Source organism: Pseudogemmobacter sp. TB195, assembly GCF_058313095.1.
Genome location: NZ_JBZEGG010000003.1, coordinates 250,669 through 265,415, shown reverse-complemented (window position 1 = coordinate 265,415; position 14,747 = coordinate 250,669). Strand labels below are relative to the sequence as shown.

Here is a 14,747-nt window from a genome sequence, read left to right as displayed (position 1 = left end):
TTAAGGCAGATCACGCCGCGCGCGTCGAATCCTTCCGGCAGCGCGGTCATGCGCGCGCGCATCGCCGCAAGCGTCTCACCCTCAGGCAGGTGGCGGACATGCGGCGCAAAGCCGAAAGGCTCGCGGTAGGTTGCGAGAATCATGCCAGTCTCCGGTATCCAACAATTCGGCCGGCCACACTGAAATGTGAGACCGGCACCACGGCGGTCAGGGTGGCGCGCATCACGTGCATCACCCGCCGCTCATCCACCATCACGCCGACATGGGCGATTCTGCGCCCCGTTGCGGTCGTGGTCATCAGGGCGACCGCAAGAGGCTCGGGACCGCATTCGACCCAGCCATCATCCTTGCTGCCTTCCATCTGGCGGGAAACGCGGATCAGGTCGCGGGCGCTGATCTCGCCATAGGACGGCAGATCCACGCCGAGCCGGTCGCAGTAGATCGCCCTTACCAGCCCCCAGCAGTCATAGGCATGCGGTCCGCGCCCGCCGTACTCAAACGGCAGGCCGATATAACGAGACCACCAATCCATCAGCGAAACAGCCCCGGCGTGCGGCTCTGCGTGGCGCGCTTCCCGGGCCATGGCTCCTGCGTGTAATCCCGCAGCATCACCGTGCCGGTCACCTCCAGCGCGTTCACCGTGACATCGATCAGGTCGAAATACCGGAAGCCGTAGATTGCCGAGGATCCTCCCGCCAGTTCGGCGCGCGGAATGACCGAGAGGTCGAAGTCGGCAGTGCTGCGAGCCTCCAGCATCACCTGCGCCCGGTCGGTCACCGTGCGGATTGCCTCGCCAATCCGCCGGTCAACGTTCTGGATCCTGATCTGCGTCGTCGGCGCCTGATCCTCATCGGTCAGGAGCTGGAACTCAAATGGGCAACCGATGAATTCCAGCCCACCGACCGTGAAGGCCAGCGGATCGCTGACAACCCGGATCGGCTCGACCAGATTGCGGTGTTCGATGGTCAGGAAACCCAGCAGCGCATTCGGGCTGGCCGGCGCCTGCAGATCCTCGCGGATTTCAGGGGTGATCTGTCTAACCATCGAATTTGAACCCGTCTTTGTCGATGAGGCGCCCGCCTTCTTCCTGCAGGATCAGATCCGCCTCCTCCTGGGCGATGAAGGTCGGCGGTATGTTCCCGGCATGAGACATGATCGAGAAGGACAGGCTGATCCGCCGGCGGTCGCTGCCGAAGGGGATGTTGCCGATCTTTTTCACCTGATAGGGAGGGTCGCTTTTGACGATCTTCCATGGGCTGACATCCCGGGTGATCGGATGCTGCCACACAAAGGGGTAGACCCCGAAGCGCAGCGGCCCCTTGTACCAGGTCTGGAACAGCCTGAACTGATCGAGGCTGATCGGCGCCAGCTCGACCGAATACACCTCCGGCGTCCAGCTGCTCAGCGGGCGCTCGACCGGCGGCATACGGCTGTCCGTCTCGAAGGATAGGCGGTTGTCCCGCAGCCCGCCCTGCGGCGATAGCGGCATGATGCAGGACGGCACGCCCTCGGGCCAGTCGATTATGGGCGTCGACATCAGCGGATCACCTTAGGCTTCTGCACGCCATTGGCCTTCAAACCCTTGGCCGCCCTTCCGCTTGCGAGGGATTCATTGAGATAGATGTCGAACATCTGCCGACCATCCGGCCCGCGCCGCTGCTCAGTGCGGGTCACATCAACCGCAGGGCCTTCGTTTCGGATATTGATCACCGGTGCCGCACCGCCACCGCCACCGCCCGCCCGCGATACACTAGGAAGGGACGGCGTTCCGACATAGCCGCCATTGGCATAGCTGCCCTTTATGCCACGGCGAAGCGCGTCAAAAGCTGATGGACCGCCAGCCTTGCGCACCGTCTCGGCGTCCATGACGTATTCGCCCTTATGGACCACGCCGGCAGGCTGATACTTGCCGCCGGGGCCTGTGAAACCGCCGGCGGCAAAGCCGAGCGGCACAATGCCCGAGGCACCGAATACGCCAGGCAAGAGCCGCGCCAGTTGCATCTTTATCGCGATCATCGCCAGCTCTTTGCCCAGATCCTTGAGGGCGCCCTGGGGGTCAGTGAATGCTTTTTCAAACGCCTGGCTGAGACTGTCCGCAACCGATTGCCCAATAGCCTCCAGCCGCTCCAGCCGCGCATTCGCTTCTTCATTCGCCGACGCCGCTTTCTCCCACTCGCTGGCAAGCTCCGAAACGCGGGCCCGCAATTCCGGCGTGACCTTGAGGCCCTTGTTTTGCAGCTCCTGCAGAAGCTCGGCCTCTTTGCGCGCTCGCTCAACAGATTTGCCGTAGCCGACCTGGGCGCCCGTCAGGCTATTGAGGGCAGTGGTTTCCGCCTTCATGCCCTCGATCTCTTTGAGAATTGCATCATCAAAGCGCTCGGCGGCCTTGTTGCCACCGCCTTTTTTACCACCACCCCGGCGGGCCTCGTCGGCGGCGATGTTCTCTCGGGCGAGCATTTCCGCCTGCGATTTCAGCAGGCCTGGCCGCTCTTTCAGGATGCGGTTCACCTCATCCTCGATGGCCTTGCCTTCCTTTGAGAGGTTGTTCCGGCGGCGCTGCTCGGCGATATAGGCCTCGTTTTCGCGCTCGCGCTCCCTGTCAGCCCGATCAGATGAATGCCGCCCTGTGTTGCTGTCAGGCCCGCCGCCGCCCAGTGCTGCGACCTCTGCATTTGCAGCGCGAGTTTCCGCGCGCAACGCTGAGATCCAATCAATGGCGAAAGTGATTGCGTTTACCAGATTGCCAAAGCTTGGGTTGGCCTTGCCGAGCGTCTCAAGTTCCGTCAGTGCACTCTGCGCGGCTTCTTCACTCTCGCCCGCCTTGTCGATGATGTTGATCAGGGCGTTCACTACATTGTTGTCGAGATTGCCTTGAGCCTTCACGCTTTCGAGGTGTGCTCGCAGATCGGAAAGCTTCTGATTTGCTTGATCAAGTTCAGTCGCGCCACCCATTGCAGCCAGGCTTGTTTCACCGGCACGTGCAATCGACGCTACATTAACAAGCTCCGCAACGAGGGCCTTGGCATTTTTACTGAGATCGACCGTTTCTATCTTGATGGCTTCCTCATAAAACTGCCGGGCAGAAATGGTGTTGTCATTCCATGCTGCGCCTAGTTCACGGATCCTCCTCAGTGCTTCTGCGTCCACGTCCTCGAAGCCGCTGTCGCCGAAATTGAGCCACCCGGCCTCAAGGCCCAAGCCCTCACGGGCTTTTTGCATGGCCACTGCAAGACGGGTATCCCTGAGAGCCTCCAACTCGAGCCTCAGATCCTTGATTCTGCGCTGAGCCTCGCGGCCGGAAAGCTTGTCCAATGAATCGGCTACAGCATCCACCCCCTCCGCAGCCGGCTTCGTGTAAAGGCCAAGGCGCTCCATCTCTCTCGTGAGATTATCCGTGCGCTCCTCGGCTTCTTGCGCTGAGGCGGCGTAGGAGAACATTGCATAGGTGACGGCGCCACCAAAAACCACGCCGAGCGGGCCCGCCAATGCCGTCAGGCCGCCAAGCGCAGTACTGAGGCCGGTCATGGTGACTGCCGCACGCATAATCCCAAGAAACTTGGTAAGCTGCTCGCCAGCCAAACCGAGACCAGCAATCATTCTTAACAATGACCGCCCGACAAGTGCGCCTGCTATGACACCTGCCAACCTGAGCACGATATCAGCCGTGCGGTCAAAGTTGTCAGCCAGCGCATTAAGTCCTGCAACGAGACGTTGCGATGCAGAGAGGCTGCTGTCGGTCTGACCAATATACTGGGTGAATGCATTGCTGACCCGCGTTATGCCGTCCTGAATTGTGGCATTTGTCGTGGCATATGCCGCCTGTATCTTCGGCCCGGCGGCGAGGATCGCCTTGAAAACACCCTCGGATGTGATCAGCCCCTCTTCGCCAAGCTTTTTGAGACCTGCGATGCTGACCTTGTAGTAATCGGCGATAGCTTGCGCGAGGATTGGCGCGTTCTCCCGCACCGAGCGAAGCTCATCACCCTGCAGCGTGCCAGAGCCGAGACCCTGTGAAAGCTGGAGAATACCAGCGGCCTGTTCAGAAGCTGCGGCGCCGCCGGCCTTGAACGCTTTGTTGACGATCTCAGTCGCCTTGGCGACCTCCATCTCCGACTTGGCAACGCCGGACGTGGAACGCATCAGCTTCGCGTAAAGGTCGACCGTTTCGGTGATGCCGCTGCGGGTCTCATCCGCGATCTTGTTCAGATCCTCAAGGCTGCGCGCCTGCATGCCAGAAATCTGCGATGCAGCATTTATCTTGTTCTGAGCCACGGTCCAGGCATCAGCGTACCGCGCCACCTCACGCACTGAGAGGGCAGTGCTGATCGCGGCAAGTGGCGCAATGAACGAGCTCGCCGAACGCTGCATGATGCCGTCCAGCTTCTTGTTCATGGACCGCGCGCGGTTCTCGATCTCGCGAGCTTGCTTGTTCATGATGCCAGAAGCACGCGTCATTGCGCGTTCATAGCCCTTGATGTCCGCCGACAGCTGGACGATCAATTTATCAAGATCAGTTGCCATGGAGGATTCTCACTTGCTTAAGGCATTCGTCGCATCTTGCGCCATAGGCGCTATTTCCACCCCTGCATCGGCGGAGTTTATCCTCGACCTTTCACCGGGAGAGGTTCGCAAAGCCGCCGGAGAGATTATTGTCAGGGATTTAGTCATTGGCGACGAAGCGCACATCTATACGACGCTGTGCCACTATGAAAATCAGGCCTATGTTGACGGTGATTGGCCGGTCCTCAAACAAATCTCGAAATCCAGTCATTCCGTCAAAGTGCGAAAGATACCAGGTGGGTCATTTGAAATGACCGTTATACCGGGCGAGAGCCCTTATGAGACTAAGGAGGCTTTTATTGCAGCGCTTTTGGCCCGAAGCTGGGACACCCCATGCGAAGGGTTCAAAAACGACCCCAGTCGATACTTTCCTATCTCAAGCTTTGATGGGAAGTCCCGAAGCTCCGATGTTTTGAAAGCACAATAGGCTGCTGCCTTAATGCATCCGATCCTTGATCCCCTGCCAGAGATCATCCTCATCCTGCTGTGACAGTCCGGTATTTTCGCCACCGTGAACCGCATTCCAGCCCGCCAGTGCCGCGCCAAATTGCCAAAGGGAAGCATCGCCTATTTCGGCAATACTCATTCCTGCAGCTCTTCCGTTTCCGTAGATTTGCGCGAACCGGATTCTTCCTCGGGGGAGCGGTTCGCGCTGGTCTCGCTTTCCCCCTCCGGCTTTTCCGGCTCATCCTCCGGGACACCCTGCAGGGCCGTCCCGATGATCGCGAATGCCATGGGGATGTTCTCGGCGAGCTGGCCCTCACCGACATAAGCCCGGACGAGTTTCAAAGCCTGCACTGCCTGCATGCCCCCGCCGATCAGGCCCAGCCTGATGGTGTCGATCACATAGGCAGGGCTGGCATCCTTCGGCGGGCTGACGCCCGTCTGCCCGGAAACCAGCATCATCGAAAGCGCCCACTGGATATACCACGGGCCCGCATCGGTCTTTTCCTGCAACTCGGCGAGCTGCGCGATCCCCAGGCGGAAGGGATAAGTCCCATCCGCCCAGTCCATCACGATTTGCGCGTTCCGGGTCATTACGAACCCGTCGAACGAGCATAGACGATTTCACCGTCCGACTGCATCGAAACCGAGACGTTCACGCGCTCGCCCTGCGCGCCGGTGATTTCGAAGGACTCGAGGTGGAAGAGACCCGTATAAATGTCGCTGTCGCCATCGGGATATTCCAGCTCGACCTCGCATTCGATGCTTTCGATATCGTCGAGCGCCGCTTCCCAGATGGGGACTGCCGATTTTGCGAGGACGCCGTCGCCGCTGATGGTGGCCGACATGCTCTGCACATCGCGTTCAACCCATGCCGGCGCATCGGGATCATCACAATCCGGCACATTGACCTCGCCCAGCGTCTTGTTGCGGGTGAAGGACTTCGACGTAAACCCGCAGGGGGCAGTGAAAACGGCGGGCGTGTTCCCATCCGACAGGCGGACGAAAAACTTGCCGAACCGGACGGTTACAGGCTTGGCCATGACTGGCTCCATGATTGGGAAAGGCCTTGCCCAAGGGCATTCGGGGCGACCTGACGTGCAGGATGAGTTCAGCCGCCGGCGGCGACTTTTTTCGCGGCAGCGCGAACCGCTGTGCTGATTTTGCTCCTAACGCTGCGCCTGTTTGCGCGCCAAGAGACATAGAAATATGGCTGAGCGTCCATCTTGGTGGTGCCGAACTCCACCCATCGGGCATAGAAGGCGTCGGCTGAGCCAAGGCCCTTGTCACGCGATCCGGCGTATATGGAGATGGTCAGGTCACCCCCGACACCAGCTCCCCGCAGCGTCGCGATAACCATCGATCCGCGTGGTGCCTGCCCCCAGGTCCAGCCAATGCTATCCCTGAGCGCCCCCGCCTGCCTCCGGCGATCCGGCTCTTTCAGGACCGGGACGAGGCTCTTCATCATCGCGACGATCTGATCGGCCGCCTCCGCCATCTTCTTGCGAATGAGATCCTTCGCCACCTTCGGTAGCCGCTTCAGCTTCCGCTCCAGCCGCGCCAGCCCGATTATCGTCGTCCCTCGCGCCATTAGCCGCGGCCGGATTTGTTGATTTGACCGCAGCCCCCTTCGCCAGTGCGGCGGTGCCACAGCGCCGTGTGACGCAAATGCGCATCCCGGGCGAATACCGGATCGACACGCCCGGCTTGGGCTTCCACCGAAATGCCTCTGTAAACTCGACCCACATCAGCCATCCTCATCTATCAGCGCCCGCACATTAACGATGCCATGGGCGATCTTCTCATCGGGGTCACCCACGACACGGCTGCTCTGGACCTCGATCAGCACCAGCGTGAAAGGTGCGGGAGGCGCCAGTTCGGCGCCATGCAGAGCCCTTTTCACCGCACCGCAGATCTGCTTAGCCAGCAACTGCGAGCCATCCTCCTCCGTCCAGATATCGATCTGCTGGAAGCATTCAGCCCCATCGATGCATTCGGCGCTGTCGTCGATCTCCTGAGATGGCCCGAGGGTGATGTAGGGCTCAACCGCATCGCGAGGAGCGTTATCCCAGATCTTCTGGCCGAGCAGTGACGTCACGCCTGTATTGGCGCGAAGAGCGGCAATCAGCGCGATCTGGAGGGCGGCGGACGCGCTCATCGGCTCGATGCGATCTTCTCGAGGGTGTCGAGTTTATCGCGCGCTTGATCGATGGTCATACCCTCGGCACTGGAGGCTAAGATCGCAACAAGGCAAAAAGCCAACATCACGATAAACCCGGCCCACTGCATGGCAGCGCTACCAACCAAGACACCAGGCCCAAAGATAACTGCGGCGAAAACCGCTGACTTCAGAACGCTGATCCAGAGAGGCTGCCGCTTCTCTCCGCCTGTAATGTGAATGCGCACATCTTTCCTCATGCCGCCTTCCCCCCTTCGATTACGATGTAGACCCATTGCCGGTCGGTGATGCTATCCACCTCACGGATTGAATAGCGCTGGCCGGGCAACGCATCGCCGGGCTCGCCACTGGGCAGTCCGCGCCGCAGATCCCGCGCGCGGTCACTGGTGGTAATGCCGCGTGCCGCCTCGCACTGCCGGATACGCAGCTTGTAGATCGGCCGGCCCTCAAGCCGGGCGGCCTCGACCACCTCTGAGCCCCGAGAATAAATCACCTGTGCACGGCAGGCGTGCTGCAGCGCCCATCCCGGCGCCGTGACCCCACCAGGCCCCTCTACGGTGCCGTGCCGGTCGAAGGCGAAGCGCTCATTAAGATCACCTGCGGCAACCATCAGAACGCGAAGCTCCTGTGCATCGCCACCATCTCACGCACGCCGAGCGGCACTGGAGCGATGGCCTCTCCTGCCGCCTCGCGATTGGCATACCAATGGGCCACCAGCATGCGCGTCGCCTGAACCAGCTTTGCCGGGATGTTTCCGGAGCCTATGCCGGCAGTGAAATTGACGATTGCGGATGTCACCCCGGCCACGCCATCAACCACCAACATCCCGGCACGAATTTCATATCGCGACGGGTCAACAGTGATCGTAGCGCCGAGTTCGTCGACATAAGAGACCGCCGATATCTCGGCGCGCGGATAGCCGTTGAAGTTGAGGCAGAAACCAGAACCGGTTGCCTTGAACGGCGTGCGCAGGAGGATCGTCTGGCAAACATCCTGCACATAGTCGACGGCGGCCGCGATGTAGCCCGCGATCAGCGTGTCATCATCCTCGAAGTCGGCAGCGAGGCAGTGAGCCTTCGCATCTGGCAAACTCAGCACCTCGCCCACCGGCGCTCCGGATTGTACGACCTGCATCATCTGCCGAAGCCCTTCCGTTCATAAATGCTGCGCTCAGGGAAGCGCGCGCCGATCCACCGCATGAAACCCGGGTCGCGGGTGACGGCGTCGGCCGTCGAAAGCACGTCGAGGTCAGCATCTGGCCGTGACCAACGGCGCATCTTCACATCTTCCCGCCGCGTCGAGGGGCGAGGATACAGATTGTGATAAAGCGTCCGCAGCAGAAAACGCTGACCAGAGAACTCCGCGTCCAGTTTCAGCAGCTTAGCGCGATTGTAGACAGTTGGGGTGTGCAGTCCGAACCAGATCGGGTCCTGGATGGCTTCGCTGATCAACAGATCTCGGGTTGCCTCGACCATAAGGCGGTAATCACCCTTCGGCTGACAGGTCGCGAGGTAGTCAGCAATAGTGCCTCGGTTCTCGTGACGGAACTGCCATGGCTTCAGCAAAAATATGTCGTCATTCATCACCAGGACACGCGACGATTTCACCTCAGAGAGCGCCGCGACGATGTTGGCCCGGCTCGATGTGTATCGGCAGGCGCTCCGGCGCACCGAAACGCAGATAAGATCTTCCGAGGCGAAGCGTGGTCGGTCACCGGCGACAATGACTCGCCCGTGATGGGCTAGCGCGAGCGAGCGCAGGGAGTAACGGAGGTCGCAGTCAGCGTGATCGGCCCGGTATGGATAGACAACATCGAGCATGCGCACCTCCGATGAAACGGGCGACCGGAGCCGCCCGAGACGATGTTACGAGCCAGAGGCGTCCGAAAGGTCGCCGTGGACGATGCCCTCGGGGCGCAGGGTCTCCAGCTGCAGTCGTTCCTCCAGGAGGATGGTCACGAGGTTTTTGATACTGTTATATATCAATGCATTACAGGCACTTGTTGCGCCCTTGTCGCATTGAACGATGCGGCAATGCGATTTGCCGATGCAGAAACGTGGTCGGTTTCGTCGATCAGATAGGCATAAACGTCCAAGGTCGTGCGAACATTCTTGTGTCCGATCATCTTGGGCAGGCTCATGAGAGGCACCCCTTCGGCAATCATAAGGGACACAGCTGCATGCCGCAGTGCATGCAAGGTGAAGGCAGGCCGCCCCGTTGCGGGATCCATCAGCCCGGCTTGCTCCATGAGGCCGCACCAAGCGCCATAGGCAGACCCCGCCGTCAACGGAACTCCGGTGCGAGCAACGATCACAAGCCCCTCGCGCGGCGGGATTATCAGATCAAGGCTATCGCGCCGATCCCAGAACCGCTTGACGCGCTGATTGACCACGCTGCGCCCCGCGCCCTCAGCGACCACCTTTTCCCGGATCGTCCAATAGGTCGCAATGTCCTCAAGTGCGGCAATCACCGGCTCGGTGAGTGGCACGTCACGATTTCCGGCCTGCGTCTTGGGGCACTTGATCCCCTCTAGCTCGCTGCTCGAATACCGCACGCGAAGGGAGCGCTTCTCGAAGTTGATGCAGTCCCAATGTAAGCCAAAGCTCTCACCCGGTCGCAGCCCACAGAACACGCCAAGCGCCAGCGCCAGCTTCATATTGAGCGAGGTCAGAAGCTGCTTCTCGGAAGGCAGATCGAAGGCAGCCCCCAGAAGGGTTTGAATATCCTCTCGGCTTGGCACCTTCTCGCGCTTAACGTGTTTTGGCAGGCGGATCTTATGGTCCTTGAGGATATTGCGCCTAAGCCATCGCCGCGACACAGCAAAGTCGAGAACGCTGTAGATGCTGGAATAGACCCCCAGAACCGTATTCGGTGCCAGCACCAGCCGCAGATCATCGATCAGCTTCTGGATGGTATCAGGCTCAATTTCGGATAGCTTCTTGCGGCCGATCTGCGGGACGCAGTGATTTTCCAGACGGATACGGTAATTCTTGACGCAGCCCCGTGTTACATCGCCTATGCGCTGGCGGTGCTGATACTCCTTCAGGAACTCCTCCACCGCGACGGAAAAGGCGATGGTTTCGCCCGACGCCGTATGCACACCGCGCTGTATCTCGCCCTCGATCTCCACCCGCCGCCGGTCGGCATCCTTCTTCTTCTCGAACGTCTCCTGCCGCCGCTTGCCGTTCTGATCGGTATAATTGATCACCCACGCCTCGGCCTCTTTGCCGTTATGGGTCCACTTGCGCTTGCGCACAGTTGCCATTGTCTGGCCCTCCTATGTCGTGAAAGCCCCCGACCGAAGCCGGGGGCCGTGGTGTCAATCGTCGCCGAATACCGGCCGCTCGGCCTGAAGCACGATCTGGTCAAAGAGCTTCTCGCCAACGGGACAGGGCTTGCGATAGTCGCCATCCCGATAGCAGACCGCATGAGCGATGCGCCTCATATCCCTGTAGGTGACGGGCCGGTTATAGGCTCGCCAGAACTGGAACTTCTGCCAAAGCGCCCGAGGGCTTTTCCCGGTCAGATAGACTTTCCCCAGTATGGTCACGCTGCGCCTCATACCTCGCCCCTCCGCCGCTGTTCGTTGCGAACGGCGCTGATGATCGTGGTATGATCCCGGCCCAAAGCCATGCCGATCCGGGGATAGCTCATGCCGTGACGCCGGGCGATGTAGCAGACCAACTCCCGCACCCGGCAGTCATCAGCCTTGCGGCTGCGCCCGAAGATGACGGCAGGCTTGATCCCGGCTTCTGCCGCGACCTGCCGGGCGATCTCGCGCACGGTGACGCGCTGGGCATTCATGGATGCCATATCGGCTTGGGTCAGTATCATACCTTTGCCTCCATCCGGCGCATGGCCTTCTGGGTGATCTTGCTGGCAAGGCGCTGATGGATCACAGCGTTGGCAAGGAAATCAGGGCTGAAATCTTCGGGCCGGTCGCCCAAGGCGTCCAGCGCCAGCGTGAGCATGTCGTGAAGCTCGCCCCACTGTTCAGCAGGAAGCACAGGCCGGGCGGCCTCGGTGATGATGTTGGTCATGGTTTCACTCTCGGAAAATGGCTTCTGACGGCCATCGCCAGTGACAGACTGGCAGCCGGGGGGTCAGAACTTGCCGAGAGACAAGCCGAACGTTTTTAAGGTTTCCCTCTGGACAGCACGTTCGACCCCGGCCAATATAGCCAGGACGAACGCACCGCCAAGCGCGTTCAAATGTTCGCCGCCCTTCCTCGCCAAAGGAAGGCACCTCGCCAAAGGTGATGCGGCTATCTCGGTCCGGGTTCTGACGCCCACGGACACAATGCCCCCAGATTATCCCCAGATCAAGCAAAACCCCTCGGGGGGAGCCTTGACCCGCGCGGCCCTCTCGACCAGCCTGCGACAAACGGAGGCTTAGATGAGATTCTCGCTCGCCGCATTCGCACTGACCTGTTGCATCCTCTCGCCTGCCTCGGCGCAGGAGGGGGCCAAGATCATCTGCGAAAATGTGTATCCTGGCGCGCTGGATCTTACAGGTACGCTGGGCCAGCTATCTCCAGCCTTCCAGCGGATCTATGATCTGATGCCCGACCCGGAGAAGCCGAAGTTTGCGGAGGTTTTGGCGGCTGACAAAGACCTGGCGGTCGCGCTGGAGCGATACCGAGCCGCCTTTGTCGCCGCCTGCGCCGATCAGGCCGCACCCGGTAAAGCATCTGCGCCATAGAAGGCCGCTGCTGCGATCTCTGCCGCCAGCACAATATACCGGCTGGCAATGTCGTGATCGAAGTGCTTGACCATGATTGCCTCGGTCTCGGCAGCGTGGCGATGAGCCGCCATGTGTGGGGCCATTCTGACCAGAGGATCCTTGGCGCTGGCCATTCCACCGGCCAGCCCGTGTTTGATCACAGCCCGCACAAAGGCGGTGCGGTATGCGCCTTCTGATACCTGCCCGCCCGATGCCATCGCTAGGACGGCATCCTTTAGCGCGTTCACCATTTCCAGAGCGCTTGCCTTACTTTCGTCCTCCGCCGCCCGCAGGTGCGCGCCATGAAGACTGAAGGCGGTCTCTTTCCCGAGAAAAGGACGGGTGATTTTGGTCTGCATCAATTCTTCTCCAATTTATCTGATTACCTTGGGCTTCTGCACGCCATTGGCCTTCAGGCCTTTGGCGGCCCTTCCACTGGCCAGAGATTCATTCAGGTAGATGTCGAACATCTGCCGACCATCCGGCCCGCGCCGCTGCTCTGTGCGGGTCACATCAACCGCCGGGCCTTCGTTTCGGATATTGATCACCGGCGCCGCGCCACCGCCGCCCACCCGCGAGACTGTCGGGATCGAGGGAGTGCCGACATAGCCGCCATTGGCATAGCTGCCCTTTATGCCACGGCGAAGCGCATCAAAAGCTGATGGACCACCAGCCTTGCGGACCGTATCAGCGTCCATGACGTACTCGCCCTTATGGACCACGCCGGCAGGCTGATACTTGCCACCGGGGCCGGTGTAGCCGCCGCCCTCGAAGCCAAGCGGAATAATGCCCCCAGCACCGAAAACGCCAGGAAGCATCTTCATAAGCTGCATCTTGATCGCAATCATGGCGAGCTGCTTGCCTAAATCCTCCAGCGCTCGCTTAGGATCATCGAAAGCGCTGGTGAAAGCGCTGCTCAGGGCGCTTGCGACTGACTGCGCCACAGGTTGCAGATCCTGCAATTTCTGCTTGGCCGCGCTGGCTTGCGCCTCATCGATAAGGCCTTTGGCTCGCATCTTATCAATGCGCTCGAATTGATCCGCCAGTTTCTCTGTCGGTGATTTAAGGCTCTCGATCAGCGTCTTGGCTTCGGCCAGAAGCCGATTATCTTCTTTCTGGGCGTCGGTCAGCTTGCCGCCGCCCTTCCCCTTGCCGGCCTTGGGTGGCGTGCCCCAGTCAACACCACCAATGCCGTTGGGCGCGGCACGTGGCCGCTGGTCCCTGGAGACCCCCGGCTGAATGGTATTGCCCGCATCATCCGTATTCGCCTGCTTTCGCAGGGCAATAGCCTCTGCGATGCGCTTACGGATCGCATCGCCCAGAGCTTCGACCCCACGGATGGCAGCGTCCATCCAACTTGCTTCCGGCGCCGATTTCGCCAACTGCCGCATCAAGCTTTCGGTCTCGAGCAGCTTGCCGTTCAGTTCACCCCCCTTGAGGGTGCTTTCCGCAAGAATGTCATTGGCAACCCCAGCCGAAGCGGCCATTTCCGCAAAGGTCTCTGCGCCCTGCATTGCCGTCAGTGCCAAGCTCAGATCTCGAACCTGCTGAACAGTCAGGCCCATCTCGCCGGCAGCCTCGGTCAGCTTCGCGGTAAGCATCTGAACAATTTCGTAGTTGTCCTGCCACAGGTCCGGGCTGTCGGTCTTGCTGATATTCGCGAGCCTAGCCTGCGCCGCCTCCAAGTCAGTCAGAACGCTCAGCGCGCCGCTGATTTCCTCGCGCAGTGCGGTCGCGGTTTCACTCGCTTTGAGGTTGGCGTTGTTGATCGCGAAATTCTTCTGCCGTTCCAGCAGCATCAGGATCTCGGCATTGATCTCGCCATACTTGTCGAGCATCGCCTGCAATCCCTGGGCGGAATAGTTCTGCGATATCTGGTTCACCTCAGTGACCGACTGCTGGAGCGCCTTGATATTCTCGTCCAGAGATTTCGTCTCGATGCCCATTGATGCCAAAGCAACCGATATCGCCGGGAATGCGACGGCGGCCAATGTGCCGAGAATTGGGGCAACAATCCCGAGAGTGCCGCCCAATGCCGAGAAGCCGCCCAGAACCTGCGGCATCTGCATGCCCAGAACCCTGAGCGCATCCGTGCCCATCGAAACCTGCACCGCGACGTCGCCGATCTGGTTGGCAGTGTTCTGCAAGACGAAGCGCTGCGCCCCGGACACCTGTCCGAGCTTGGCCCAGCCCTGCGCCTGCCCGTTGAGGCTGGTTTCTACCTTCTTCCCCGCCCGCGTGGTCGCGCCGTCGATATTGGCGGCCATCTTCGTCACCCGCGCCTCGGCCTGCGCGATGGAGGTGGCGAACTTCTTTATGTTCAGCGCAAGCTCGGCCTGAAGTGGTTCCGTCATTTGCCCCATACCTTCTTCATCTCTCGGATCGCAGCGCCATGGACAACCTTGCGAAAATCCTTGTTGGTGAGCCTCAGCACGGGAAAGAAATAGGGCTGCGCCCTGCGCCCCTTCACCCCAAACTCGATATATCTGGCGATATCGGCGTCAAAGCTGCCCTGCCGTGAGGCATCTCGAGCGCGCCGCCCCGAGCTTCTCGATTGCGCCCGTTTAGTTTCGGAGCTGCCCGCATAGATTGTGATGATGCTGCCAGTTCCTGCGTCAACGGAGCCGACTGATAGCGAGCCCTCTGGAGCCTTGCCCCATGTCCAGCCGATGCTGTCGCGAAGCGCGCCGGTTTTAACTGGCACCTGAGCTTTCATCATCCTGACAACCTTCGCAGCGTGCTTTTCCATCGCAGCCTTGGCAGCGAATTTTGCAGGCTCTGGCAGCGCCTGCAGGCGTGATTTGAACTTGTCGAGGTTCTTCATTGCTTCCTCCAGGCCTCG

The 14,747-nt window shown here is 60.3% G+C and carries 22 protein-coding genes; 2 read left to right on the top strand and 20 right to left on the bottom strand.

Translation table 11 applies throughout. The annotated features are described in order from the left end of the window. Nucleotides 1-139: 139 nt before the first annotated feature. Genes AC4FS3_RS05735 through AC4FS3_RS05720 form a run of 4 tightly spaced genes read right to left on the bottom strand, consistent with a single transcriptional unit; the run spans nucleotide 140 to nucleotide 4,521 of the window. The gene (locus AC4FS3_RS05735) at nucleotides 140-532 is read right to left on the bottom strand and encodes an NlpC/P60 family protein (protein WP_491019719.1); all 393 of its coding nucleotides are present in this window, start codon (nucleotides 530-532) and stop codon (nucleotides 140-142) included. Next, on the bottom strand, nucleotides 532-1,044 hold the full coding sequence (locus AC4FS3_RS05730; RefSeq protein ID WP_491019718.1) for a DUF1833 family protein: 513 nt from the start codon (nucleotides 1,042-1,044) through the stop codon (nucleotides 532-534). The genes AC4FS3_RS05735 and AC4FS3_RS05730 overlap by 1 nt, the downstream gene beginning before the upstream one ends. Then, the gene (locus AC4FS3_RS05725) at nucleotides 1,037-1,537 is read right to left on the bottom strand and encodes a hypothetical protein (RefSeq protein ID WP_491019717.1); all 501 of its coding nucleotides are present in this window, start codon (nucleotides 1,535-1,537) and stop codon (nucleotides 1,037-1,039) included. Before AC4FS3_RS05725 ends, AC4FS3_RS05730 begins: the two co-directional genes overlap by 8 nt. Next, on the bottom strand, nucleotides 1,537-4,521 hold the full coding sequence (locus tag AC4FS3_RS05720; RefSeq protein ID WP_491019716.1) for a tape measure protein: 2,985 nt from the start codon (nucleotides 4,519-4,521) through the stop codon (nucleotides 1,537-1,539). The genes AC4FS3_RS05725 and AC4FS3_RS05720 overlap by 1 nt, the downstream gene beginning before the upstream one ends. 13 nt (nucleotides 4,522-4,534) lie before the next feature. Between AC4FS3_RS05720 and AC4FS3_RS05715 the strand changes: the two genes are divergently transcribed. After that, nucleotides 4,535-4,987 (top strand): hypothetical protein, encoded by a 453-nt coding sequence (locus AC4FS3_RS05715; protein WP_491019715.1) that lies wholly within the window; start codon nucleotides 4,535-4,537, stop codon nucleotides 4,985-4,987. Between the two features lie 9 nt (nucleotides 4,988-4,996). Here the strand turns inward: AC4FS3_RS05715 and AC4FS3_RS05710 are convergent, their stop codons facing one another. From AC4FS3_RS05710 to AC4FS3_RS05650, 13 genes are all read right to left on the bottom strand, one after another. Further along, complete coding sequence (locus AC4FS3_RS05710; protein WP_491019714.1) at nucleotides 4,997-5,146, bottom strand: hypothetical protein; 150 nt, start codon at nucleotides 5,144-5,146, stop codon at nucleotides 4,997-4,999. Next, entirely contained in the window at nucleotides 5,143-5,598 is a 456-nt protein-coding gene (locus AC4FS3_RS05705) for a gene transfer agent family protein (protein ID WP_491019713.1), read from the bottom strand. The genes AC4FS3_RS05710 and AC4FS3_RS05705 overlap by 4 nt, the downstream gene beginning before the upstream one ends. Then, the gene (locus tag AC4FS3_RS05700) at nucleotides 5,598-6,047 is read right to left on the bottom strand and encodes a phage tail protein (protein ID WP_491019712.1); all 450 of its coding nucleotides are present in this window, start codon (nucleotides 6,045-6,047) and stop codon (nucleotides 5,598-5,600) included. The genes AC4FS3_RS05705 and AC4FS3_RS05700 overlap by 1 nt, the downstream gene beginning before the upstream one ends. A 68-nt stretch (nucleotides 6,048-6,115) precedes the next feature. Continuing rightward, nucleotides 6,116-6,595, bottom strand: a complete 480-nt coding sequence (locus AC4FS3_RS05695) for an HK97-gp10 family putative phage morphogenesis protein (RefSeq protein ID WP_491019711.1) — start codon at nucleotides 6,593-6,595, stop codon at nucleotides 6,116-6,118. Nucleotides 6,596-6,751: 156 nt separating this feature from the next. Continuing rightward, complete coding sequence (locus AC4FS3_RS05690; RefSeq protein ID WP_491019710.1) at nucleotides 6,752-7,162, bottom strand: DUF3168 domain-containing protein; 411 nt, start codon at nucleotides 7,160-7,162, stop codon at nucleotides 6,752-6,754. After that, on the bottom strand, nucleotides 7,159-7,422 hold the full coding sequence (locus AC4FS3_RS05685; protein ID WP_491019709.1) for a hypothetical protein: 264 nt from the start codon (nucleotides 7,420-7,422) through the stop codon (nucleotides 7,159-7,161). The genes AC4FS3_RS05690 and AC4FS3_RS05685 overlap by 4 nt, the downstream gene beginning before the upstream one ends. After that, nucleotides 7,419-7,793: a phage head completion protein gene (locus tag AC4FS3_RS05680; RefSeq protein ID WP_491019708.1), complete on the bottom strand. Its 375-nt coding sequence runs from the start codon at nucleotides 7,791-7,793 to the stop codon at nucleotides 7,419-7,421. The genes AC4FS3_RS05685 and AC4FS3_RS05680 overlap by 4 nt, the downstream gene beginning before the upstream one ends. Beyond that, on the bottom strand, nucleotides 7,793-8,320 hold the full coding sequence (locus tag AC4FS3_RS05675; RefSeq protein ID WP_491019707.1) for a head-tail connector protein: 528 nt from the start codon (nucleotides 8,318-8,320) through the stop codon (nucleotides 7,793-7,795). The genes AC4FS3_RS05680 and AC4FS3_RS05675 overlap by 1 nt, the downstream gene beginning before the upstream one ends. After that, nucleotides 8,317-9,003 carry a hypothetical protein gene (locus tag AC4FS3_RS05670; protein WP_491019706.1) on the bottom strand — a complete coding sequence of 229 codons (687 nt, stop codon included), beginning with the start codon at nucleotides 9,001-9,003 and terminating at the stop codon, nucleotides 8,317-8,319. Before AC4FS3_RS05670 ends, AC4FS3_RS05675 begins: the two co-directional genes overlap by 4 nt. Nucleotides 9,004-9,164: 161 nt before the next feature. Further along, a complete protein-coding gene (locus tag AC4FS3_RS05665; protein ID WP_491019705.1) occupies nucleotides 9,165-10,448 on the bottom strand; it encodes a tyrosine-type recombinase/integrase in 1,284 nt (427 codons plus the stop codon). Between the two features lie 54 nt (nucleotides 10,449-10,502). Beyond that, on the bottom strand, nucleotides 10,503-10,745 hold the full coding sequence (locus AC4FS3_RS05660) for a hypothetical protein (protein ID WP_491019704.1): 243 nt from the start codon (nucleotides 10,743-10,745) through the stop codon (nucleotides 10,503-10,505). After that, nucleotides 10,742-11,017, bottom strand: coding sequence for a helix-turn-helix domain-containing protein (locus tag AC4FS3_RS05655; protein WP_491019703.1), 276 nt, complete (start codon nucleotides 11,015-11,017; stop codon nucleotides 10,742-10,744). Before AC4FS3_RS05655 ends, AC4FS3_RS05660 begins: the two co-directional genes overlap by 4 nt. After that, nucleotides 11,014-11,223 carry a hypothetical protein gene (locus tag AC4FS3_RS05650; RefSeq protein ID WP_491019702.1) on the bottom strand — a complete coding sequence of 70 codons (210 nt, stop codon included), beginning with the start codon at nucleotides 11,221-11,223 and terminating at the stop codon, nucleotides 11,014-11,016. Before AC4FS3_RS05650 ends, AC4FS3_RS05655 begins: the two co-directional genes overlap by 4 nt. A gap of 355 nt (nucleotides 11,224-11,578) precedes the next feature. Here AC4FS3_RS05650 and AC4FS3_RS05645 point away from each other — a divergent pair, with 355 nt between their 5' ends. Beyond that, nucleotides 11,579-11,884, top strand: a complete 306-nt coding sequence (locus AC4FS3_RS05645) for a hypothetical protein (RefSeq protein ID WP_491019701.1) — start codon at nucleotides 11,579-11,581, stop codon at nucleotides 11,882-11,884. Here AC4FS3_RS05645 and AC4FS3_RS05640 read toward each other — a convergent pair. From AC4FS3_RS05640 to AC4FS3_RS05630, 3 genes are read right to left on the bottom strand one after another with little or no spacing between them, the layout of a single operon-like run. Next, complete coding sequence (locus AC4FS3_RS05640) at nucleotides 11,851-12,264, bottom strand: hypothetical protein (protein WP_491019700.1); 414 nt, start codon at nucleotides 12,262-12,264, stop codon at nucleotides 11,851-11,853. The two genes, AC4FS3_RS05645 and AC4FS3_RS05640, sit on opposite strands and share 34 nt — an antisense overlap. 15 nt (nucleotides 12,265-12,279) lie before the next feature. After that, complete coding sequence (locus AC4FS3_RS05635; protein ID WP_491019699.1) at nucleotides 12,280-14,259, bottom strand: hypothetical protein; 1,980 nt, start codon at nucleotides 14,257-14,259, stop codon at nucleotides 12,280-12,282. Continuing rightward, nucleotides 14,256-14,729, bottom strand: a complete 474-nt coding sequence (locus AC4FS3_RS05630; RefSeq protein WP_491019698.1) for an HK97 gp10 family phage protein — start codon at nucleotides 14,727-14,729, stop codon at nucleotides 14,256-14,258. The genes AC4FS3_RS05635 and AC4FS3_RS05630 overlap by 4 nt, the downstream gene beginning before the upstream one ends. Between the last annotated feature and the right edge of the window lie 18 nt (nucleotides 14,730-14,747).